Raw genomic sequence first — 21417 nt, forward strand, 5'->3', positions numbered from 1 at the left:
GAACCCGTTCCCGTCCCGGTCGCGTCGGCCGACCCAAACTGATCGGTCGCGGTCGCGCCGGGGAACGGCCACGACAGACAGCTATGAAACTCGCACTCATCGGTTTCGGTCAGGCAGGCGGGAAGGTAGTCGACGAGTTCCTGGCGTTCGACGAGCGGACCGGCGGCGGCTTCGTCGAGTCCGCGATCGCGGTCAACTCCGCGACGACGGATCTGCAGGGGCTCGAGCGCGTCCCGGAACGGAACCGCGTCCTCGTCGGGCAGGCCCGGGTGAAAGGCCACGGCGTCGGCGCGGACAACGAACTCGGCGCGGCAATCGCCGAGGCGGACATCGACGAGATTCAGGGGGCGATCGACCGGATCCCGGTCCACGAGATCGACGCCTTCCTCGTCGTCGCCGGGATGGGCGGCGGCACCGGGAGCGGCGGCGCACCGGTCCTCGCGAAACACCTCCGGCGGATCTACACCCAGCCCGTCTACGGGCTCGGGATCCTCCCCGGGACCGACGAGGGCGGGATCTACACGCTCAACGCCGCGCGGTCGTTTCGCACCTTCGTCGACGAGGTCGACAACCTGCTGGTCTTCGACAACGACGCGTGGCGCAGCGCCGGCGAGTCCGTCGAAGGCGGTTACGACCGGATCAACCGCGAGATCGTCGAGCGGTTCGGCCTCCTCTTTGCCGCCGGCGAGATGGACGAGGGCGACCACGTCGCCGAGAGCGTCGTCGACTCCTCGGAGATCATCAACACGCTCTCGGGCGGCGGCGTCTCCACGATCGGCTACGCCAGCGAGACGGTCGAGATCGACGACGGCCTGCTCTCGTCGCTGACCGGCGACGACGGGTTCGACGAGGGTACCGCGACCAACCGACTGACGAGTCTCGTCCGCAAGGCCGCGCTCGGCCGGCTGACCCTGCCCTGTGACGTCGCCAGCGCCGACCGCGGGCTGGTCGTCGCCACCGGCCCGCCGAGCCGGCTCAACCGCAAGGGCGTCGAGCGCGGCCGCCAGTGGCTCGAGGACGAGACCGGCAGCATGGAGATCCGCGGCGGCGACTACCCCCTGCCCGATCGGAACGAGGTCGGGACGATCGTCCTGCTATCGGGGGTGACCGACGTGCCGCGGATCGATCAGCTCCAGCAGGTCGCGATCGAGGCCCAGGAGACGACCGAGGACGTGCGGGCACAGGCCGACGAGGAGTTCGCCTCCCTGCTGGACACCGGCGGCAAACTCGACGCGCTGTTTTAGTTCCGCGAGGGACCGCGAAGTTCGTCGACCGCGGACCGGAAGCTCGGACTCTCCCGGTACCACAGCCAGCAGCCCACCCCGGCGGTGACCACCGCTCCCGAGACGACGCCGATCGTCGCGGTCAGGAAGGCGGTCGCACCGGTCCCGGAGACGGCGAGGGCGTTCGCCGGGTTGTCGTGAACGAAGAAGAAGTACGTGACGAACCAGGCGGTGGCCACCATCGACGAGACCAGAAGCGGCGCGCCGTAGGCGTAGTTTCGGATCCAGATCAGGCCGACCGCGAGGAGCGGAACGAACAGCCCGACGGTGGCGAGAAACGCCGGCTGACCCAGTGTGAGCGGAGCCTCGACCGTCGACTGGGCCAGCCAGAACAGCCCACACAACGCCAGATAGACGAGAAACGGCGTCGTCGCGATGAGTCGTTGATCCACGTCCTATCGTGGTCACGTATCCGTCTTAACTGTTGTTCCCAGCGGGCCGAGGGGAACGGCCCCGGACGGACCGGGAACGACGACCGAACGACGGGGAACTATAGTAGCCACTGAAACGGTTCACACTGATTGCAACGCTGTCGTGCGATCAGGTATGCAATGACGTTCAGTGGCTATTATAAGTCGTCCGCCACTCGAGAGCCGCGGGAATGACTGCCGGCGAGATCACGCGTATCGACGTCGGCGGGGACGCGCCGGAAGGGACCAACAGTGCGTACCTCGTCGGCGATCGGTCCGTCGTCGACCCCGGGCCGCCGACCGCGCGTGGCGCGGTCTCCGGGCGAGTCTCGAGGGAGCCGGCGTCGAACTGACGGCGCTGGCGTCCGTCCTCGTGACCCCCTGGCACGCGACCACGCCGGCCTCGCGCCGCGACTGCCCGCGGCCGCGGACGCGACGCTAGCGATGGGGGCCGGCGACGCGCGGCGGCCGGGGGCGCGGCGATCGATCACGGCCCGCTGGCGGCCTTTCGGCGCACGCTCGAGCGACTCGCCGACCGACCCGAGCGGCTCCTGCCCGGACACGGCACCGCCGTCGAGTCCGGGCGCGTCAGCGAGATCCTGTCACACCGCCGGGATCGGTCCCGACGGGTACTGACAGCCTTCGATCGACGGGGCACTGCGACCCTCTGGAGCCTCGCCGGCGACCTGTTCGGCGATCTCGCGGGGATACACGTCAAGTTCGGCGCGGGCGAGGCGGCGGCGCACCTGCGGGCGCTCGAGCGGCGGGGCAGCGTCGGCCGCCTCGAGGAGACACCGCGTCGCTACCGGCCCGTCGACCGGGAGCCGTCGACCCGCGAGACGGGCGTCTATAGTAGCTGTTGAAAGTCAATGCACACCCGGTCGCAGGACAGGCGTTGTGATCGGTGTGTGAATCGTTTCAAGAGCTACTATAGGGGCCGATTACCGCCGCGGGAGACCACTGTGGGCCATCGGTTCTCGGTCCGGATCGCATCGCCGTTCGTGTCAGTTCGGATAATCGGACAATAACGAACTATGATATGCGTGACCGAACTCTCATGAGCGAACCAGCGGGGAGCGACTCCACGACCGGATCGACCGTACGAAAGACGCTCGAGGCGGTATTGCTCCGGAGCGACGACCGGACGGTGATCGAGGAGTGTCGGCGGTGTGGGACGACGATCGAGTCGGCCGCGACGTGTCCGGCCTGTGGCTGTGACGACATCGTCGAGTATCGGATTCAGTGACGCGGATCGATCGGGAGCGGAGCGGTTTCGATCCCGTCCCGTCGCCCGTCGAGGAGACCGAACCGCTCGTCGCGTCGGCGCTCGAGCCAGTAGAGCAACCGCTCGGCCCACTCGAGTTTGTGCGCTTTCGTGTTATCGACCGCGGGATCATCGAAGTCCCAGCCGACGAAGACGAGATCGCCGGCGCCCAGGTGATCCGCCAGAAACGCCGCCCGATCGCCGTCGGTAAAGCCCCCGACGTTCCGGACCGGTCCCGCTGGTGCGGCCTGGGTCGTCGGCAGGACGTACGCGTGGTCACAGTTCGGAACGACCTCGCGGATCGCCTCGCGGTTGTCGCCGTGGCCGTGAACCGCGACCGGAACGCCCCGATCGGTGAGCCGCTCGACGGTCCCCGGATTCTTGTCGAGATCGGTCACCATACAGTCGGTATCGATTCCGTGGCTCGCGAGCGTGTCGACGGCTGTCGACGCGGCGAGGACAACCTCGGCCTCGTAGGCCCGCTCGAGGCTCCGCTCATCGGTCAGCGACGGCCCGGCCCCCGCGACGGCCACCGTCGTCTCCGGCCCGATCGGCAGCGCCGACGGGTCGAACGACGTCTCGAGTAGCGATGCCAGCAGGTCGCGGCCGCGCTCGTCGCCGGCCCGACCGTAGCCGAAGTCCTCGAGGATGGCCTCGTAGACCGGTTCCCACTCGTCGAACTCCATGCGGGTATTCGCGGCGCTATCGGTTTGGACCTTCGGGACTCACTGCCGGTCGACGCGGGGCCGTCGCTGGTCGGCGTAGGGCCACAATAATTCCGTGATGTGGGCCGGGGGTCGCCTCCAAAGTACCCCTACCCGGGAGGCCGCCCGGCGTCCACTCCCACATTTTGATGCATCCGGTATAAGCTTTCTCTTAACGCAGCAGTTCTGACAGCTTCTCACCGAGCGCGCCCAAACGGCCGTCTCGGGACGCGAGATCCGTTGCAACGCCGGAAACCGATGTCGTCGACCCCACGAGCAGCAGTCGGCCGTCTGACGCGCGTTGGACGACTGCTCCGTGGTCGGCCGCCACTGCCGTCAATCGCTCGCCCGCGTCGGCATCGAGTCCGTCGATCTCGAGGAGTTGGGCCTGCCAGTCGTCGGCGAAGTCGGGATCGACGCCGCGCGCTCGCAGTTGCGCCCGGAACTCGACCGTCGAGTGGACGTCCAGTTGCGACACGCCGATCCCCGCGACCGTCGCGGCCCGTCGCTCGGTGAACGCTTTCCCGATCAGGGCCGCGTCCCGCGTCTCGGCCACGTCGTGGGTCCGGATCACGTGCGCGCCGCGCTCGACGGCCATCGAAGTCGCCGCCAGGCTCACCGGCAACCGTTCCTCCGTCTCGCGGTCGGCGACCTCCCCGAGGAAGTTCTTCCGATTGATCGACACCAGCATCGGCCGCTCGAGCGCCCGAAACTCCCGGAGTCGACGGAACGTCTCCCGATCGTCGGCGACCGTCTGGGCCTCGCTCCAGCCGCCGAAGGCGGGGTCGACGATGGTCTTGTCCGTCAGGCCGTTCTGTTTCAACGCCTCGTAGACCTGATCGACGTAGTCCGCATCGGCCGCCCAGTCGGAAGACTTCCGAGACACCCAGTCGGTCTCCTCGACCGCGCCGGGGCGCTCGAGGTCGGGCGGACTGGCCATCTTCGCGACGGCGACGTCGTGGTCCTCACAGACGGTCGGCATCTCGGGATCGGCGAAGCCCGCGATGTCGTTGACCATGTCGAACCCCTGCGAGAGCGCCTCGTCGGCGACCTCGGCGTACCGGGTCTCGATGGAGAAGACGGCGTCGCCGGAGACGCTCTCGAGCGTCTCGAGCGCGATCGGCAGCCGCTCGAGTTCCTCCTCGGCCGAGAGGACGTCGAAGCGTTTGTTCGCGGACTCGAGGCCGACGTCGACGATATCGGCACCTTCGCCGATCAGTTCCTCGTCGACGTAGCGGGCCGCGTCGCCGGGATCGTCGTAGACGCTGGGATCGTACGGTGACTCCTCGCTGACGTTCAATACGCCCATGATCCGGGGCGGGTGGTCGTCACCGATCCCTAGGCCGGCGGCGTCGACGTTGTGCATACCCGGTCTGAGGAATCGATGCAAAAAGGTATCGTGGTTCCGGCGAACCGCTATCGGCTCGTGGTCGGACGGACGGGATCCGCGTCCGTCCGGCGACGGATCTCGCCGCGTTCGGAACACGCCGGAACGCCCGTCCTGACCCAGCGCGTTCCATCGATCGTTACCGTTTGCTCGTCGGTCGGCGAGGAGGGGTCGAGGGAGTCGTCCCTGACCGCAGTGCCGGTGACCGCGAGTTCGTCGCCGGCCCCGTCGTCGACGACTCGCGCCCGGATTCCGGGGAGCGGGTCGCCGATCGATCCGGACGCGACGTCGGCCGGCGTTCGCACGTGTGTCAGCCCGGTTTCGGGGAGCCCACACAGCCGAACGGCGTCGCCTGGATCACCGTCCTCCGTCCCGAACGTCGCTCGCGTCGATTCCACGACGCGGAGTCCGCCGTCGTCGACGCCCCCGTTCGAGCGGAGATCACGGTACTGACCCGGAGTGACGAACGTCCGCTCGGCCTCGGTCGTCACGAGCAACGAGCGCAGCGTCGTCCGATCGGCGGCCGCTATCGGCCGGTATCGACCGCCGTCTGTAAGCGTCGCGTTCGCACCGTGCGCGAACTCGATCGGGTCCGAAAGGGGCAACGCGCTACGGTGGGACTCGAGCGGGGTGGAGCCGTCGCCGGGAACCCCCGGTCGCGCGCTCGCGGCCGCATTCAGGGACGCGTGCGTGTAGGCGGCGGCGACGGGCGGGCGCTCGTCGCGATCGACGTAGGCGATCAGCGCCGGTGCCTCGTCCGCTCGTCGCACGATGTCGATTCCGGTCCGCGAGTTCGAGCCGTTCATCCCGTCGTTGTCGACGAAGTCGGTAAACGAGACGCCCATCCGAGTATCCGAGTCGACGGTGATGGCGACACGCAGCGGTTCGCTACCCGTCAGGAGGGGCATGATCGGACTCGAGTCCGTCACGAGTGCCGCCGCCCCGGTATCGCTCAGGACGCGTCTCACGTCTCGGTTCTCGTAGGCCGCCGGGAGCGTGACGGGAACGCACCCGGCCCTGAGAGCGCCGTAGGCAGCGACGAGAACCGGGCGCGGATCGGCAACGTGAATCGCGATCCGATCGCCGGCCGTGATCTCCCGCTCCTGAAGGCCGCCCGCGAACGAATCCATCGCGGACCAAAGCTGCGAAAACGTCATCGGATCCTCGCAATCGATAGCCGTCGCTTCGGGATCGTTTCGTATCGACGATCGGAGTTCGGTTACGAAATTCGTCATCTATCCACACCCACGATTCAAATGTTTATAAGAATTTACTACAGGCAGAATTTACACTGTTTTGTGATTTTCTGTTCGCTCGTTGGGAAGGACCGTTCAGGAAACGCTCCGGTCGAGCGTGGATAATCGGAAATCGTCACAGGACTGCCGACGCCAGCAGTCGGAGTCCGCACAGGTCGGGACGCCCGAGGGATCCGTCGTCACTCCTCCTCGAGGATCGCCAGCCGCGAGTCACGCAGCAGCACCTTCTTGACGATCGAGGGGTTCTCGAGCAGGCGGTGTTTCGCGTGTGCGCCCCGGCCGCGTCCCCGGCCCTCGCGCTCGGACTGGATCACGTTGAGGAAGTTCTGCTCCTGCAGGATTTCCTGAACCCGGCGTTCCGAGAGGACGTCGAAGTCGAGCCGGCGGGCGATCTCCTTGTACTGGTTGTAGATGATCTTCGTCGGGAACTCCTTTTCCTGACTGTTCTCGGTCAGCAGGGTCAGCGAGTAGAGGATCGCCTTGGCCTGCTGGGGCGAGCCCTCGATGAGTTCGTTGAAGCGGTCGGCCTCGGTCTTTTCCTTGGCGTCCCGGACGTGATCGGCCGTCACGCGGGTGTCGTTTCGCTTCTTGGCGATCCGGCCGGCGTTCCGGAGGATGTCGATCGCCTTGCGCGCGTCGCCGTGTTCCTGGGCCGCGAGCGCGGCGGTCAACGGGATCACGTCGTCCGAGAGGACGCCGTCGTGGAACGCGTCGCGGCGCTTCTCGAGGATCTCGACGAGTTGATTGGCGTCGTACGGCGAGAAGACGAGTTCGTCCCGCGAGAGGCTGGACTTGACGCGTTCGGAGAGGTGATCGGGGAAATCGATCTTGTTCGAGATGCCGATGATGCCGATGCTCGAGTCCGAGATCCGGCGGTTCTCGCCGGCCCGGGAGAGTTTGCGCAGTACTTCGTCGTCCTCGAGCATGTCGATCTCGTCGAGAATGACGATCGTCACGTCGGTGCAGTGATCGACGGCCTGCCAGAGCCGCTTGTAGTAGTCGCCGGTCCCGAGCCCCCGATCGGGGACGGTGACCCCGCTCGCGTCGGGTTCGTTGACGATCTGAGCGATCGTCTTGACGATGGAGGCCTCGGTATTTTGCTCCCCGCAGTCGATGAAGGCGTACTTCACGGTGACGTCGTCGTTTTCGGCCTCGGTGATCACGCGCTGGGTGACCGACCGCGAGATGAGCGACTTGCCGGTCCCGGTCTTGCCGAAGATAAACAGGTGGTTGGGCTCGCTCCCGAAGATCGCCGGGTTCAGGGCGTCCGCAACCCGTTGCATCTGTTCGTCGCGACCGACGATCCGGTCCGGCCCGGGCAGGTGCGTGATCTCGAGCAGGCGCTCGTCGGCGAAGACGGGGTCGTCGTACCGAAAGAGCGGATCTCGATCGTCGTTGGCGGCCATTGCAGTGGCCGCCCCTTTCAACTCGACTGAAATAAACCTGTGGAGATCGATCGCGGATGTAAACACGTCGGGTAAGCGACTCGAGCGCCAGTTTTCGGACGACTGAGCGTACGTACGGCGTACCGCCGCCCTCGCGCTTCTAACGCCGAAACCGATCGATCCGCGGAACGGGCACCCCCATCGCGGGTGTAAAACCGATGCAACAGGCCACGAAGCTGCCAGTATCGATCGATTCCGAGCGTTGTGTCGCGGACACTGCGCGTGGTCCGAATCCGAGACCGCGGTCGAAACCGAACCGCTGCACCGGTCGAACGTTCGAATCGCGACTCGCTCGAGGGGGCACACCCCCGTCGCGTTTGTAACGGGAAACGGGTGGGGTGGCTCGAGCGGTATTGCCCGATTTGGGTCGTATGAGACGAATCGGGGACCGGTCTTTCATCCGCGGCGGAGGTGTGTTCGCGAACGAAACCCCCACGCGCAATCGCGGTTACAAACGCGAGGGGGGTGTGTCCCTCTCTCACTGAGTCCAGTCCGACGGCTGCGGAACGGTGATCGGCGGAAACGGCCCCGTATATCGGCGCAGTCGACGAGAAGCACACAATGCTACGTAACTCCACGTCTAGATACTACTACATCTAGATACTAACTAGACCGTCTAGACTAGCTATCTAGACTAGCTAGTTCATCCAGGAATAGGTCATCCAATAGCTAGACCAGCAGTTGTCTTGTGATATCATACAACAATCGGTTGCGGCCACTCGCGAACGGACTCCTTTTTGCGGTTCCGATCACTACTCCGGCTATGAGCGCACGTCTCGCTTCCGCCGCGTCGATCGTACTCGATCTTCCCGGCGGTCTCGGCACGGACTCCCTATCGACCGATCGCCGAGGCATCGAACGATATCGACTCGCGGCCGTCCGAGCGCCGAACCGATGAGTGGGGAGTCCGAACCCACCGCGGACGCGACGGCCAGAACGGTACCGGCCGTCGCCGTCGTCGACGCTCAGTCACCAGGCAACGTCGGCACGATCGCCCGCTCGATGAAGAACTTCGGCTTCGAGGAGTTGCTGTTGATCGACCCGCCCGAACTCGATCCCGACGGCGAGGCCTACGGCTACGCGGGCCACGCTCGAGAGGACGTCCTGCCCGAAGCCGAGGGGATCACCTTCGATCACCTCGCCGAGAACTACCACACGATCGGCTGTACGGCGGTGACCAACGAGGACGACCGAAGCCACACGCGGTTTCCCTACTCGACCCCTGCGGAGCTGGCCGACCGGCTGCCGACCGTCGAGGCACCGACCGCGCTCGTGTTCGGCCGCGAGCGCGTCGGGCTGACCAACCAGGAACTGGCCCGGATCGACGAGATCTGTTCGATCCCCGCGAGCGCGGACTACCCCGTCCTCAACCTCGGGCAGGCCGCGACCGTCACGCTCTACGAACTCCGGTCGCTCGCGCTCGAGGCGACGCAGTTACCGGACGTCGAACGGGTTCGTGCCCCCGAGGAGACCGTCGACCGGCTCTACGGCCAGTGGGACGACCTCCTGACCGAGATCAACCACCCCGACGAGAAACGCGACAAGACGATGCGGATGCTCAGACGGGTGTTCGGTCGTGCTGACCTGACCGAACGCGAGGCCAACACCCTGCTCGGCCTCCTCCGCCGGGCGACCGAGCGGCCGGCCGAGGACTGACCGTTGAAGGGGCGCTCAGGCTGTCAACGCCACTAAATATCGGCGAAAGCGGCCAGTATAATAATACGGTTCAGTGGCCATCACCTGACCATGACTACCTGTCGCCGACGAACGACGTTGGGACTGCTGGGAACGGGGATGGCATTTCTGGCCGGCTGTTCGGGGTCGTCAGACGACGGTAACGACTCCGACGACGGCACCGGGGACGAGTCCGACGGCGACTCCGACGACGGCTCCGACGAATCGGCCGGTGACACGAACATCGACGGCGAGAGCGGCGACTTTCCCGCCTACGCTTCGAACCGGTTACAGCCGTCGAGCGCGTCCTCGAGACGGCCATCGGCGATCGGAAGCCCAAACACGCCGTCGACGAGGACTTCGAGTGGCTCCTCCGCGCCAGTTCGACCGACGGGATGGCGCTCTGTCGGTACGCGGAAACCGACGCTTTCGATCCCGCGACCCTCGGCAACGAGCAGGTGTCCTCGGACACGCTCGAGTTCGCCTTCGGCGCGTTCGAGGGGGCAAACGGCGCGCACCAACAGCTTTCCCTCGGCGACGGCGACGCGACCGCGAGCGCCGTCGTCACCTACGCCGACGAGGCCAGCGTCGACCGCGATCGCCTCGAGTCGGCGCTGAGAACCGACGCCGATTCGGTGTCGTTCGGCCAGGACGGGCCGGCCGTCGCGGTCGACGCCGAGTACAGCGGCGATCTGGTCGACGAGTAACTCCGCGACAGCGAGTGAGTCCGCACACGCGCCGCCGGGACGGCGTCCGATTCGTCGCGTTCGCGACCGAAACGGAGACCATCGACGGGACCCTGAAGGCGATCAACAGTACCGTGAAGGTGATCGACGAGGCCGTGATTGCGGGTTGTTCGACCGTGAATTACCGAGACTGCGGTGATGGCTGCCGTTCCGCCGTCGCCTCGGACGCTGCCGCCTCGGCGACGTACCGCCCGGAGTCGGTCATCCGCCCGACCCAGCCGCAGTCGCCGCAGGCGAACAGCCCCTGTCCGTCGATCAACTCCCCGCCGCAGTCGGGACACGGATCCGAGATTGGCGCGTCCGGGCCACCGTCGGTATCGGGCGCGGACTCGTCGTCGACCGGCTCGAGCGGGGTCGGCACCGCGCCGGTCCGAAGCGTCGCGATCGCTTCGTCGGTCGTGTAGGTTTCCTCGGTCCGCTCGTCGGTGTGGGGAAAGACCCCGATCAGGTCATCGCCCTCGTAGACCTCGAGACACAGAAGCGGCGTCACGAGCCGCTCGCGGGTCTCGCCGGTGACCTGCGAGGTCGTTTCCCGCTCCCGGAACGGCGGGCGGACGCTCACGCCGCGGTCGGCGGCCCACCCCCTGAATCGCTCGTAGTTCTCGAGGACCTCCCGATGGGGGCTCTCATCGGAGAGCGAGACCTCCTTGGGCCAGCTTCGCAACAGCAGGTCGTCGATCGCTCCCTCCGTCTCGCACGCCTGCAGGGTCTCGATCTGCTCGTCGATCGGCTCGAGCAACAGCGGTGCGCGCACGTGACACACCACGGTACGGTCCGTGTGGTCGGTGTCTCTTTGCATCGTTCTCGGTCAGGCTGTCGGCCAACGTGCGCGTTAATAACTGTTTCTGACGGTGCAGATATGGCCAGGACTCGCTCGGCCAGACAGAGCCGTAGACGTCGCGTCTGCCTCGTGACTGCCGACTTATGGGGTCTTTGAGGACGTCCCTCCGACCGCCGAGCGAAGCACGGACCGCAGGGCCTCGCGTTTGATCATGACGAAGCCCGCGAGGATCGTTACCAGACCGACGAGCGTGAGCGAATCGACGAGATATCCCAGCGCGATCCAGCTCACCCCCATCGCGACCACCGGCTCGGCGTAGCTGACCAGGATGACCTGCGTCGCGCCGGTTCGCTCGAGCAACTCGAAGTAGAGGAAGAACGCGAACACGCCGGAGACGAGCGTCAGATAGCTAAAGGAGAGAACCGTCGCCGACGTCAGTTCGATCGCCGCGACCGACTCCCCGCGCAGGAACGCCCAGCCGAGCAACACGCCGGCCCCGATGAGCATCGCCCACGCCTGGAGCGTCTCGATCGGTAGCGCCGAGTCGATCGGGCGGACGAGGACGCTCCCGAGTGCGAACGCGACGGCCGAGCCGAACACGAGAGCAGCGCCGACGGTCACGTCGCTCCCGAGCGCGGCCGACGACGGCTGAACGACGGCGATCACGCCCACCAGACCGAGAACGAAGCCCGCGATCCCGGCGGGAGCCAGTCGCTCCTCGGGGAGTACCACGCCCGCGAACCCTGCCGTCAGGATCGGTGCCGTGCTAACGATCGTCGCCGCGACCGCGCCCGACACGTACAGTTCGCCGAGATACAACAGGCCGTGATAGAGCGCGATGACGAACGTCCCGGCGACGGCGACTGCCGCCCACTCCCCTCGGCCCGCCGGTCGAACCCGATCGTTCATCACGGCCGCGTATGCGAAGACGATCGCGCCCGCGATCGCGTACCGAAAGCCGGCGAACAGGAGCGGCGGAACGTACTCGAGTCCGATCTCGATCGCGACGAACGAACTCCCCCAGCATAGCGCGAGTATCGAAAAAAGTACCGCTTCGCGGTACCCATCTGGAACCCAATCGATTGTACTCATACTCCATTCGGAAATCACGGACGTATTTAGCTCCTTCTACAAGCACGCGGTGTTTTGAGAGCTAAAAACCACACATATGAATATATTCCGAATCGACCACCGCTAAACGCGTTTCAATTGTAGAAAGGTCCAATTGTATCGGTCGGAAGACACATGTTGGTCGGGGTCGAATCCGACCTATGGACGAACGCGACGTGCGCCTGCTCAAGGCGATCGCCGAACTCGAGACGGGGAGTCCCGAACGGCTCCACGAGGCGACCGACATTCCGATCTCGACGATCCACTACCGCCTCAACAACCTCCGAGAGGAGGGAATCATCGAGAACGACCGCTACGATATCGACCTCGAGGAACTCGGGCTCGGTGTCACCGTCCTGATCGAGGTTCACGCGGACTATCAGGGCTCCTACGAGACGTTCGCGGACCGGCTCCTGACCGTCGAGGGAGTCACGAACGTCTACTTCACGATGGGCGAGACGGACTTCATCGTCGTCGCGCGCCTGAGCGACAGCGGCATGGTCGAACGCCTGATCGCCGAGTTCGAACAACTCGAGGGCGTCGAACGAACCGACTCGACGTTCGTCATCTCGGCGATCGAAGAACGGGACGCGCTCCAGAGCTACGAGTTAGAGACGCTGCTGGAGGAACTCGTCGACGAGTGAGGACCGCGGCGTCAGTGAAATTACGTTTCGAGCGACTTACGCCCGTTTCTGAATCTCCTCGCGCAGGAGTTCGCTCACGAGGTCGCCGTCGGCCTTCCCGCGGAGCGCGCCCATGCACTCGCCCATGAGCCCGGAGAAGGCCTGCATACCTTCCTCCTCGACTTGTCCCGCGTTGCGTTCGACGACCTCGACGACGGCCTCGCGGACCTCGTCTTCCTCGGCCCCGCCGAGTCCGGCTTCCTCGGCCGCCGTTGCGGCCGTCCGGTCCGGCTTCTCGGCCAGCGCCGCGAGCAGGTCCGGCACGCCCTCGTTCGGCAGGTCGCCGTCCTCGACCAGTCGGAGAACGCCCTCGAGGTGGTCGCGGGTCAGGTTCTCGACTGGCGCGCCGTCACGGCGGACTTCGGTCAGCGTCGACTCGAGCGTCGTCGCGGCCAGCGTGGGATCGATCCCCTCGGCGACGACGTCCTCGAACAGCGGCATGTACTCGCCGTAGGCGACCTGTTCGGCCAGCCCCTCGCCGAGGTCGTACTCGTCCTGGTACCGTTCAACCTTCTCGGTCAACAGTTCGGGCTCGGGCACCTCGCTCGGGTCGGGTTCGACCGGCGGCACGTCCGTCTCGGGGTACATCCGCGCCGCGCCCGGAAGCGGACGGAGATAGCGGGTCGTCCCGTCGTCGTTCGCGCCGCGGGTTTCCTCGGGGACGCCCTCGAGGGCGGTCCCGGCGCGCTCGGCGGCCGCCTCGATCGCCGATTCCGCCACCCCGGTGTCGGCGGCGACGATGGCGACGGCGTCCTGGGGGCCGGCACCGACGGCATCACGCAGGTCGGCGACCTCATCCTCGGTGACGCCGTAGGCCGGTAGTTCGTCGGTGTGGAAGATCCCACCCGCGCCGTGGCGCTTTGCGTGATCGGAGAGTTCGGTCCCGAGCCGGCGATCGGGGGCGATCTCGCGGCCGACGAGCCCGTCGAAGCCGTAGAGCGTCACCGCCGTGACGGCACCGCCCGCGTTCAGCGCTCCCGAGATGACGCCGCTATCGGTGTCCTCGAAGACCTCGGTCACGTCCTGCACCTCGCCGACCGACGCCTCGCGATCCGCGAGTTCGTCGGCGATCTCGACGAGTTCGGCCTGTCGGGCCACCTCGTTGCGCACGATGTCGTCGATGTCGTCCAAGCTCTGGACGCCCTTGATCTCGACGCGGGCGCCCTCCGCGATGGAGACGTTGACGTCCTGGCGGATCGTCCCCAGCCCGCGCTTGACCTTGCCCGTCGAGCGAAGCAGCATCCCGATCCGCTCGGCGGCCTCGAGCGCCTGTTCCGGCGTCGAGATGTCCGGGCTCGTGCCGATCTCGACCAGCGGGATCCCGAGCCGATCGAGGCTGTAGCGAACCCCGTCGTCGGTTTCCTCGACGCGTTGGGCACTCTCCTCCTCGAGCAGGAGGTCCTCGATGCCGACCGCGCCCTCGCTGGTCTCGATCGCGCCGTCGGTGGCGATCAGCGACGAGCGCTGGAAGCCCGTCGTGTTCGAGCCGTCGACGACGATCTTGCGCATGACGTGGGCCTGATCGACCGGGCGCATGTCCATGAGCTGGGCGATCTCGAGGGCGGTCTCGAGGGCCTCCTCGTCCAACTCGTGGGGCGGTTCGTCGTCTTCCTCGACGAGACAGGTCGTATCGTAGGCGAGGTACTCGAACTCGCGGTCGACCCTGCTCTCCTCGACGGCGGCGTCGTCGAGTTCGCCCAGTTCGCTCCGGGTGGGATGCAGGTAGCGCGAAAACGTTCGCGTCGACGCCTCGGGCTCGCGAAGCTCGGTCGGACACTGACAGAACAGCTTCGTCGCCGTGTCGAGTTGCTGGTGGATCTCCAGCCCGGCGACGAGTCCGAGCTCGTCGTAGTCGTACTCGGTCATTGGCGGCCACTCGGTGGCGGAGGGGTAAAAAACCGTCCAGTCCGGCTCGCCAGCCCCTGTCCACTCGGGACTGGCCCGCAGTCACTCGTCTGCGTCGCCGTCAGTCGTCGGAGGACTCCCGCGAGTCGGCCGGGGGCGACGATCGCGATAGCGACCGATCCGCACCGACCGTCGAGACTGCCTCGAGGACGCGACTGCCCGGCACCTCGAGCCCGCGTTCGCGATACCGTTCGTAGCGCTCCCGCGCCTCGCCGCCGGCGAAGTTCCGCTCGGCGAACGGCCGCGTCTCGACCAGCACGAGCGGGTCCGTCTCGTCGAGGGGGCCGAGCAGCGACTGGGTGCCCGCCCCGACGACGAAATCCGCGAGGACCGTCGTCTCGGCCTCCCGAATCAACGACTCGACGCTCTCCAGCTCCGCGGTACTCGGCCGGGCGAACGGCTCCGTCACGACGGTTTCGATTTCGAGCGAGCGGGCCGTTTCCGCCGCCGCGTCGCCGCTCGAGACCGGGCCAATCGAGACGCCGACGCCCGCGGCCTCGAGGCGAGCGACGACGCCGGCCGCGGCGGTGCCGGTCCCCAGGACGTGAACCCGGTCCGGTAGCGGCCCCGCCTCGCGGTCGGCCGCGAACGCGGTGACCGTCTCGGTCCCGGTCACCGGACTCGGCGTCACGACTGCGTTCGCGTCGAACGAGTCCGCGAGCGCCTCCCGCGTCAACACGCTCGAGGGCGGCCCGTCCGCCGCGACCCGCCCGTCCGCGAGCAACACGAGCCGATCGCAGTAGCGGGCGGCCAGCTCGAGGTCGTGGATCGCCGCGACGACCGTCCGGCCTTCCGCGACCAGCTCCCGGACCAGCTCGAGCGTCTCGACCTGATGGTTGACGTCGAGGCTCGCGGTTGGTTCATCCAGCAGCATGACCGGCGTCTCCTGGGCGATCGTCCGCGCCAGTACGACCCGCTGGCGCTGGCCGCCGCTGACCTCGTCGATCGGCCGGTCGGCCAGCTCCGCGGTCCGGGTCCGCTCGAGGGCGCGCTCGACCGCCGCCCGGTCTTCGGGCGTCGCCGACGAGAACCGGGAGCGATGCGGGTGTCGCCCCATCTCGACGACGTCGCGGACGGGGAACGAAAACGACAGCGTCGTGTCCTGGGGCACGACCGAGACGAGCCGACTCGAGGCCCGCGAGGAGAGCCCGTGAACGTCGGTCCCGTCGATCTCGATCGACCCCGAATCGGGCTCGAGTGCGCCGCTGATCAGCCGAAGCAGGGTGGTCTTGCCGGCCCCGTTGGGACCGACGACGCCGACGAACTCGCCGGGCTCGATCGTCAGCGAAACGTCCTCGAGGACCTCGAGGTCGCCGAACGACAGCGAACAGTCCGCGATCGAGATCGCCGCCGGCTCGAGGGCAGTTCGCGGGCTGGGCTCGCGGTCGGCACCGGAGCCGCGGTCGGCCGGCGTCATGTCGAATACACCTCCCGATGCGTGAGCAGGAACAGGAAGAACGGGGCACCGAGCGCCGCCGTGACGATGCCGACCGGGACTTCGGTCGGGCCGGTCGGCCACCGCGCGATCGTGTCCGTCACGACCAGAAACGACCCGCCGGCGAGTGCGCTCGTGGGAAACAGGACCCGGTGGTCCGGCCCGACGAGCAGCCGCATGATGTGGGGGACGACCAGTCCGACGAAGCCGATGACGCCCGTGACGGCGACCCCCGCCGCCGTGACGATACTCGCGAGTGCGAGCAGGAGGAGCTTGGTCCGCTCGACCTCGACACCGAGGTGGTGGGCGTCCTCCTCGCCGAGCAGGAGAACGTTGAGTTCCCGCGCGTACGTCGCCAGCACGAGGACGCCCACGACCGAGATCGGCAGCGCGAACGCGACGTCGCTCCAGCCGCGGTCCCGCAGGCTCCCCATCAGCCAGACGACGGCCGCTCTGAGTCCGTCGCCGCTGTGGATGAGCATGTACGAGATCATCGCGCCGAGGAAGGCCTGAACGGCGACGCCGGAGAGCAACAGCGTCGCGACCGGCGTCCGTCCGCCCTCGGTCGCGATCCCGTAGACGAGAAACGCCGTCGCGAGCGCGCCGACGAACGCGGCAAGATGGAGGTTCCCGAACGGAACGAGCGCGGGAAACGCGATGGCCGCGACCGCGCCGGCCGCGCCGCCAGAGGAGACGCCGATGATCGACGGATCCGCGAGCGGGTTCCGGAAGAACCCCTGCATCACCGTCCCCGCGGCGGCGAGCCCGAACCCGACCGTCGCCGCGAGAACGATCCGCGGGAGCCGAAGTTGGACGACGATGTACTCGTGTGTCTCGTCGACCGGGAACGAGAACGCGGACGAAAACTCGAGGCCGGGCATCGGAACGGTCCACTCGAGCAAGGGTAGCGTCGCGGTTCCGGTGTCGATCCCCGACGGAACGGCGATCCCGTTGAGGATCGCCATCGCGACGATCAGTGGATCGATACCGACGGGCCCGAGCGCGGCGCTGCCGACGACGACGGCCACGAGCAGGACGCTCAACCCCGCCGACCACACCACCGTTCGGGCCCGTCGTTGCATTCGTCCCAACCTCGCTTGCAGTAGGCAAATATTTGTTGAAGTGGGAGTGATGTGTTCCCGATGCGACGACAGCTAGCCGTCATTCTGACAGTTCTCCTTACAGTTTCGGCGATCGGGCCCGCCGTGGCCGGCGCCGGAGCGGCAGCACAGGAGTCCCACCCACAGTGTGAGTACCCGCTCACGATGACCGACGCGACCGGCGAGGACGTGACGATCGAGGACGAACCCGAGTCGGTCGTCACGCTCTATCCGGGCGACGCGCAACTCGCCTACTCCATCGGCGCCGAGGACACGGTCGTCGGGATGCCCGTCGGCCAGTACACCGAGTCGCTCGACGCTGGCGACAGGACGGACATCTCCGGCGACGACGGCGCGACGCCCGTCGCCGAGGAGATCATCGGTCTGAACCCCGACGTCGTCCTCGCCGCGAACGTCGCCCTCTACAACGAGGACCTCCTCGAGCAGCTCGAGGACGCCGGGATCACGGTCGTCGTCCTCGACACCGCCACCTCCCTCGAGGACGTTCGCGAGAACGTCCGCGTGACCGGCCAGGTGACCGGCGAATGTGACGGTGCCGAGGCGACGATCCGGTGGATGGACGAGCGACTCGAGATCTACGAGGACGCGCTCGAGAACGAGTCCGCACCGCTTGCATACTACGACGGCGGCGAGAACGGCAACACCCACGGCACGGAGACGTTCCAGCACGAGGTGATGACGACCGCCGGCCTCACCAATTTGGCAGCCGAGGAGGGCCAGACGGGGTGGGTGCGGCTGAACTCCGAAGTCGTCGTCGATGCGAACCCCGAGTGGATCGTCTACCCGGACCGGACGGAGTCGCCGCCGTCTGCGGGAGCCCTCGAGGGGACGACCGCCGTCAGCGAGGGCAACGTCGTCGCCGTCGACGACAACGCGATGAGCCAGCCCGGCCCCAACGTCGTCTACGCGATCGAGACGATCGTCGAGGAGGTCCACCCCGACGTGTACGACGACATCGAGGGCGACCTCGAGGACGTCGACGAGGAGTACGGCGACGACGGAAACGAGTCGGACGACGGATCGGAGAGCGACGAGGACGACGAAAGCGCCATCCCCGGCTTCGGCGCGACAGCCGCGCTGGTCGCCTTGCTGGCCGCCGCCGGAGTCGTCGCTCGACGCCGATAGCGTTCGCGGCCCGTATCCTGTTCGTTCGGTTCGCCGTGCCCCCCGGACTGACGTATCGTTTTGAAAAGGGTTTACTCGCCGGACCGCACAGGAACGCGCATGGTCGAGAACGTCATCTGGCCCGCCTATCTCGATGCGGCCCTCTCGCGGGCCGAGGGACGGCGCGTGTCCGAGGACCTGGCGGTCGAGGAACCGACGGTCGACGAGATCGCGAAGGCCGTCCAGCAGATCGGGTACGACGCCACGATCGAGCGGGACAAGGCCTACTCCCGGGAACACTGGGCCGACCGGGGCCGGGTCGTCGTCCGCGGGGCCGACGACTCGAAGAACGACCTCGTCCAAGCCGTCGCGGCGTACGTCGTCGCGATGCGCGAGTGAGATGCGCCGGGTCGGACGCGTCGTCCGCACCGCACAGGGCCTCGCGGTCCTCCGGGCGGACGAGACGGACGGCGACGCCCACCGCGACGAGATCGGGACGACGGTCCTCGACGACGACCTCGAGGCGATCGGCCGCGTGGTCGACGTCTTCGGCCCGGTCTCGCGGCCGTATCTGGCGGTGACGCCCGACGACGGCATCCACCTGCCCGCGCTGGTCGGGTCGACGCTGTACGCGCGATAGCGGTCGCTCCTCCCGGAGATCCTCTCCGCCACTGCCCGGCCCTCGAGTGAAAAAGCCGATATGAGCGGGGTTCGAATCCCGCCGCATGAACGATCGGAGCCGGATCCTCGCCGCCGTCGGCGCGACGGTCCTGCTGTTCGTCGCCGTCCAGATCGGTGCCCTGGCGCTGGTCGAGCCGTTCGACCAGTCGGGACGACAGGCCGTCGAGAACCCGCAGGATCCGACCAACAGCATCTTTTACGTCGGCATCATGCTCGTCGCGACCGCGCTGATGCTCGCCGCCTTCCGGTACGACCTCGAGGGGTTGATCAGGCTCCTGTTGGTCGGCGTCAGCGTGATGATTTCGTGGTACGTCTTCGCCGAACTCGTGCCCGCCGTCGTCGAGCCGATCGCCCCGGCCGGCGTCGCGGACGCCCTCGCCATCCTCGTTTCGCTGGCCGTCGGTGCCGCTCTGCTGTGGTATCCCGAGTGGTACGTCATCGACGCCGCGGGGATCGTGATGGGGGCCGGTGCCGCCGCCCTCTTCGGGATCAGCTTCGGCCTCCTGCCGGCCCTGTTGTTGCTCTCGGTGCTTGCCGTCTACGACGCCATCAGCGTCTACGGCACCGAACACATGCTCGATCTCGCCGAGGGCGTGATGGACCTCAAGATTCCGGTCGTCCTCGTCGTGCCGACGACGCTCTCTTACTCCTATCTCGCGGCCGGCAGCGCCGAAGACGCCCTCGAGGACGAAAGCGCCGCCGACGGCGGCCGGCCGGTCGCCGAACGCGAGGACGCGGGCGACGACGTGACGGCCACGGCCGAGAGCGGCGACGGAGCGGCCGAGAACGACGATGGGGCGGCCACGACCGACGACGGGGCGAGCCCGGACGACGACGTCCTCGAGCGCGACGCCTTCTTCATCGGGCTGGGCGACGCCGTCATCCCGACGGTGCTGGTCGCCAGCGCGGCGTCGTTCCTCGAGGCCGGGGCGATCGCGGTGTCGGGGATCGCGTTGAACCTTGCGGCCCTCGGCGCGTCGCTGGGGACGATCGCCGGCCTGCTCGTCCTCATGTACATGGTGATCGAGGGACGGGCCCACGCCGGCCTCCCGCTGTTGAACGGCGGGGCGATCGTGGGCTATCTGCTCGGTGCGCTCGCCAGCGGCGTCTCGATCGCGACCGCGGTCGGGTTCTGACCCCGGTTATCGGTCGAGCACGGTGACGCCGCGTACCTCGAACCGAGCGCCGCCGTTTCGTCCCGACGCGACCGAGATCGACCAGCCGTGGGCGTCGACGACGTCGCTGACGATCGCCAGCCCGAAGCCCGACCCGCCGGCGCTCGAGTAGCCGCTCTCGAAGACTCGCTCGCGCTCGTCGGGCGGGATTCCGGGGCCGTCGTCTTCGACGTAGAAGCCGTCGTAGTCGGCCGCCTCGACCGACCAGTCGGCGGCCTCGAGCTCGCCTTCGATCGACTCCGCTGGGCCGGTGCTCTCGCCGCTGGACGCCGACTCGAGGGTCCCGATCTCGATACGGGGGCCGTCTCCCCCGTGTTCGACGGCGGCCTGACGAGTTTGCGAGTCAGGGTTCGTCGAGCATGGCTCGACGGCGTCCTGCTGAGCGCGCGAAGCAAGACTTGTCGAACCGTGTTCGACAGCGTTTCGAAACAGGTTCTCGAAGAGGTGGGTAAGCAGCGACGAATCGGCCCGGATCGCGACGTCGTCGACGACGGCGACGCTCGCGCCGTCCGTTCGGACGGTGGTCCAGGCGGTCTCGACGGCCCGCGAGAGCGCCAGGAGTTCGGTCTCCTCGACCGCGTCGATCGTCGTGAGAAGCAGCGCCTCGTCGATGATCTCCTCCATGCGCTCGAGTGAGGCGCGCAACGGGTTCTCGTCGCCGTCGTCACCGAGGTCGACGCCGTCGTCCAGTTCGAGCATCTCCGTGTGCGCCAGCGCGACCGAAAGCGGGTTCCGGAGGTCGTGTGAGAGCAGTTTGGCGAACGACTCCATCCGGTCGGCCTGTTCCTGCGTCCGCCGCTCGAGGAGTTTGCGCTCGGTGATGTCGACGTGCATGACGAGGACGTACCGCTCGCCGGCGTAGTCGTACGACCTGGCGTCTAACAGGTACCAGCCGTCCTCGCCCGGCGTGTGGCAGGGGTACTCGAGGTGGAACGACTCGCTGTCGCCGGCGGCGATCTCGCGGATCCCGCGCGCGGTCTCGGTCGCGTCGGGATCGTCGCTCGCCTCACAGACCGCGAGGTAGTTACTCCCGACGCCGCCCGCAGTCCGGGCCAACCCCTGCTCGTCGCCGAACGACTCCCAGGGCTCGTTCGTGTCGACGATCGTCCCCGACGCGTCGAGGATCGCGACGCGTGCGGGTAACGCGTCGAATCCGGCCGCGACCAGCGCATCCGTGCTTGGATCACCCATACCGCCCGATGGGCCGCGACCTACTTGAGCGGTGTTGCCGACTGGCCCGAGAACGGAGCGGT

Annotated in this window: 21 protein-coding genes; 10 read left to right on the top strand and 11 right to left on the bottom strand. The window is 67.3% G+C overall.

All coding sequences use genetic code 11. From position 1 onward, the window contains the following. Positions 1-83: 83 nt before the first annotated feature. Positions 84-1244: a tubulin/FtsZ family protein gene (locus A6E15_RS08825; protein WP_076145574.1), complete on the top strand. Its 1161-nt coding sequence runs from the start codon at positions 84-86 to the stop codon at positions 1242-1244. Here A6E15_RS08825 and A6E15_RS08830 read toward each other — a convergent pair. Continuing rightward, positions 1241-1675, bottom strand: a complete 435-nt coding sequence (locus tag A6E15_RS08830; protein ID WP_076145576.1) for a hypothetical protein — start codon at positions 1673-1675, stop codon at positions 1241-1243. The genes A6E15_RS08825 and A6E15_RS08830 overlap by 4 nt on opposite strands. 209 nt (positions 1676-1884) lie before the next feature. Between A6E15_RS08830 and A6E15_RS21375 the strand changes: the two genes are divergently transcribed. Next, positions 1885-2046, top strand: a complete 162-nt coding sequence (locus A6E15_RS21375; RefSeq protein ID WP_245800549.1) for a hypothetical protein — start codon at positions 1885-1887, stop codon at positions 2044-2046. Positions 2047-2750: 704 nt separating this feature from the next. Next, positions 2751-2939, top strand: coding sequence for a hypothetical protein (locus tag A6E15_RS08840; RefSeq protein WP_076145578.1), 189 nt, complete (start codon positions 2751-2753; stop codon positions 2937-2939). On the opposite strand, the gene A6E15_RS08845 is transcribed toward A6E15_RS08840, so the two are convergent. From A6E15_RS08845 to A6E15_RS08860, 4 genes are all read right to left on the bottom strand, one after another. After that, complete coding sequence (locus A6E15_RS08845) at positions 2933-3643, bottom strand: 6-hydroxymethylpterin diphosphokinase MptE-like protein (RefSeq protein ID WP_076145579.1); 711 nt, start codon at positions 3641-3643, stop codon at positions 2933-2935. The two genes, A6E15_RS08840 and A6E15_RS08845, sit on opposite strands and share 7 nt — an antisense overlap. A gap of 190 nt (positions 3644-3833) precedes the next feature. Beyond that, positions 3834-5027 carry a dihydropteroate synthase gene (folP, locus tag A6E15_RS08850; RefSeq protein ID WP_076145581.1) on the bottom strand — a complete coding sequence of 398 codons (1194 nt, stop codon included), beginning with the start codon at positions 5025-5027 and terminating at the stop codon, positions 3834-3836. Positions 5028-5077: 50 nt separating this feature from the next. Further along, on the bottom strand, positions 5078-6283 hold the full coding sequence (locus A6E15_RS08855; RefSeq protein WP_076145582.1) for an AMP-binding protein: 1206 nt from the start codon (positions 6281-6283) through the stop codon (positions 5078-5080). A gap of 200 nt (positions 6284-6483) precedes the next feature. Then, positions 6484-7710: a Cdc6/Cdc18 family protein gene (locus A6E15_RS08860; protein ID WP_076145584.1), complete on the bottom strand. Its 1227-nt coding sequence runs from the start codon at positions 7708-7710 to the stop codon at positions 6484-6486. 933 nt (positions 7711-8643) lie between these two features. Here A6E15_RS08860 and A6E15_RS08865 point away from each other — a divergent pair. Both A6E15_RS08865 and A6E15_RS21380 read left to right on the top strand, forming a co-directional pair. After that, the gene (locus tag A6E15_RS08865; RefSeq protein WP_076145585.1) at positions 8644-9405 is read left to right on the top strand and encodes an RNA methyltransferase; all 762 of its coding nucleotides are present in this window, start codon (positions 8644-8646) and stop codon (positions 9403-9405) included. 413 nt (positions 9406-9818) lie between these two features. After that, positions 9819-10130: a hypothetical protein gene (locus tag A6E15_RS21380; RefSeq protein WP_245800550.1), complete on the top strand. Its 312-nt coding sequence runs from the start codon at positions 9819-9821 to the stop codon at positions 10128-10130. A 160-nt stretch (positions 10131-10290) separates the two neighbouring features. On the opposite strand, the gene A6E15_RS08875 is transcribed toward A6E15_RS21380, so the two are convergent. Together A6E15_RS08875 and A6E15_RS08880 are read right to left on the bottom strand one after the other, a co-directional pair. Further along, a complete protein-coding gene (locus A6E15_RS08875; RefSeq protein WP_175607230.1) occupies positions 10291-10968 on the bottom strand; it encodes an HTH domain-containing protein in 678 nt (225 codons plus the stop codon). A gap of 123 nt (positions 10969-11091) precedes the next feature. Further along, complete coding sequence (locus A6E15_RS08880; RefSeq protein WP_076145587.1) at positions 11092-12042, bottom strand: DMT family transporter; 951 nt, start codon at positions 12040-12042, stop codon at positions 11092-11094. A gap of 179 nt (positions 12043-12221) precedes the next feature. On the opposite strand from A6E15_RS08880, the gene A6E15_RS08885 reads away from it, so the two are divergent. Beyond that, complete coding sequence (locus tag A6E15_RS08885) at positions 12222-12704, top strand: Lrp/AsnC family transcriptional regulator (protein WP_076145589.1); 483 nt, start codon at positions 12222-12224, stop codon at positions 12702-12704. 36 nt (positions 12705-12740) lie between these two features. Here the strand turns inward: A6E15_RS08885 and gatE are convergent, their stop codons facing one another. From gatE to btuC, 3 genes are all read right to left on the bottom strand, one after another. Beyond that, a complete protein-coding gene (gene gatE / locus A6E15_RS08890; RefSeq protein WP_076145591.1) occupies positions 12741-14609 on the bottom strand; it encodes a Glu-tRNA(Gln) amidotransferase subunit GatE in 1869 nt (622 codons plus the stop codon). Between the two features lie 100 nt (positions 14610-14709). After that, complete coding sequence (locus tag A6E15_RS08895; RefSeq protein ID WP_076145593.1) at positions 14710-16065, bottom strand: heme ABC transporter ATP-binding protein; 1356 nt, start codon at positions 16063-16065, stop codon at positions 14710-14712. Further along, positions 16062-17165 (bottom strand): vitamin B12 ABC transporter permease BtuC, encoded by a 1104-nt coding sequence (gene btuC / locus A6E15_RS08900; protein ID WP_076145595.1) that lies wholly within the window; start codon positions 17163-17165, stop codon positions 16062-16064. Before btuC ends, A6E15_RS08895 begins: the two co-directional genes overlap by 4 nt. Before the next feature lie 60 nt (positions 17166-17225). Between btuC and A6E15_RS08905 the strand changes: the two genes are divergently transcribed. The 4 genes from A6E15_RS08905 (at position 17226) to A6E15_RS08920 (ending at position 20125) form a co-directional block, all read left to right on the top strand. After that, entirely contained in the window at positions 17226-18329 is a 1104-nt protein-coding gene (locus tag A6E15_RS08905; protein WP_076145596.1) for a PGF-CTERM-anchored ABC transporter substrate-binding protein, read from the top strand. Between the two features lie 99 nt (positions 18330-18428). After that, positions 18429-18707: a signal recognition particle subunit SRP19 gene (gene srp19 / locus A6E15_RS08910; RefSeq protein WP_066298980.1), complete on the top strand. Its 279-nt coding sequence runs from the start codon at positions 18429-18431 to the stop codon at positions 18705-18707. Position 18708: 1 nt separating this feature from the next. Next, a complete protein-coding gene (locus A6E15_RS08915) occupies positions 18709-18948 on the top strand; it encodes an H/ACA ribonucleoprotein complex subunit GAR1 (protein WP_076145598.1) in 240 nt (79 codons plus the stop codon). Positions 18949-19033: 85 nt separating this feature from the next. After that, on the top strand, positions 19034-20125 hold the full coding sequence (locus A6E15_RS08920; protein ID WP_076145600.1) for a presenilin family intramembrane aspartyl protease PSH: 1092 nt from the start codon (positions 19034-19036) through the stop codon (positions 20123-20125). A gap of 6 nt (positions 20126-20131) precedes the next feature. Here the strand turns inward: A6E15_RS08920 and A6E15_RS08925 are convergent, their stop codons facing one another. After that, positions 20132-21355, bottom strand: a complete 1224-nt coding sequence (locus A6E15_RS08925) for a PAS domain-containing sensor histidine kinase (RefSeq protein ID WP_076145602.1) — start codon at positions 21353-21355, stop codon at positions 20132-20134. Positions 21356-21417 lie beyond the last annotated feature (62 nt).

The organism is Natrinema saccharevitans (genome assembly GCF_001953745.1).
In the GTDB taxonomy this organism is placed as follows: domain Archaea; phylum Halobacteriota; class Halobacteria; order Halobacteriales; family Natrialbaceae; genus Natrinema; species Natrinema saccharevitans.

Coding starts and splice junctions, on each gene's coding strand:
- A6E15_RS08825 (WP_076145574.1), top strand. CDS start 84: ATGAAACTCGCACTCATCGGTTTCGGTCAGGCAGGCGGGAAGGTAGTC.
- A6E15_RS21375 (WP_245800549.1), top strand. CDS start 1,885: ATGACTGCCGGCGAGATCACGCGTATCGACGTCGGCGGGGACGCGCCG.
- A6E15_RS08840 (WP_076145578.1), top strand. CDS start 2,751: ATGAGCGAACCAGCGGGGAGCGACTCCACGACCGGATCGACCGTACGA.
- A6E15_RS08845 (WP_076145579.1), bottom strand. CDS start 3,643: ATGGAGTTCGACGAGTGGGAACCGGTCTACGAGGCCATCCTCGAGGAC.
- folP (WP_076145581.1), bottom strand. CDS start 5,027: ATGCACAACGTCGACGCCGCCGGCCTAGGGATCGGTGACGACCACCCG.
- A6E15_RS08855 (WP_076145582.1), bottom strand. CDS start 6,283: ATGACGAATTTCGTAACCGAACTCCGATCGTCGATACGAAACGATCCC.
- A6E15_RS08860 (WP_076145584.1), bottom strand. CDS start 7,710: ATGGCCGCCAACGACGATCGAGATCCGCTCTTTCGGTACGACGACCCC.
- A6E15_RS08865 (WP_076145585.1), top strand. CDS start 8,644: ATGAGTGGGGAGTCCGAACCCACCGCGGACGCGACGGCCAGAACGGTA.
- A6E15_RS21380 (WP_245800550.1), top strand. CDS start 9,819: ATGGCGCTCTGTCGGTACGCGGAAACCGACGCTTTCGATCCCGCGACC.
- A6E15_RS08875 (WP_175607230.1), bottom strand. CDS start 10,968: ATGCAAAGAGACACCGACCACACGGACCGTACCGTGGTGTGTCACGTG.
- A6E15_RS08880 (WP_076145587.1), bottom strand. CDS start 12,042: ATGAGTACAATCGATTGGGTTCCAGATGGGTACCGCGAAGCGGTACTT.
- A6E15_RS08885 (WP_076145589.1), top strand. CDS start 12,222: ATGGACGAACGCGACGTGCGCCTGCTCAAGGCGATCGCCGAACTCGAG.
- gatE (WP_076145591.1), bottom strand. CDS start 14,609: ATGACCGAGTACGACTACGACGAGCTCGGACTCGTCGCCGGGCTGGAG.
- A6E15_RS08895 (WP_076145593.1), bottom strand. CDS start 16,065: ATGACGCCGGCCGACCGCGGCTCCGGTGCCGACCGCGAGCCCAGCCCG.
- btuC (WP_076145595.1), bottom strand. CDS start 17,165: ATGCAACGACGGGCCCGAACGGTGGTGTGGTCGGCGGGGTTGAGCGTC.
- A6E15_RS08905 (WP_076145596.1), top strand. CDS start 17,226: ATGCGACGACAGCTAGCCGTCATTCTGACAGTTCTCCTTACAGTTTCG.
- srp19 (WP_066298980.1), top strand. CDS start 18,429: ATGGTCGAGAACGTCATCTGGCCCGCCTATCTCGATGCGGCCCTCTCG.
- A6E15_RS08915 (WP_076145598.1), top strand. CDS start 18,709: ATGCGCCGGGTCGGACGCGTCGTCCGCACCGCACAGGGCCTCGCGGTC.
- A6E15_RS08920 (WP_076145600.1), top strand. CDS start 19,034: ATGAACGATCGGAGCCGGATCCTCGCCGCCGTCGGCGCGACGGTCCTG.
- A6E15_RS08925 (WP_076145602.1), bottom strand. CDS start 21,355: ATGGGTGATCCAAGCACGGATGCGCTGGTCGCGGCCGGATTCGACGCG.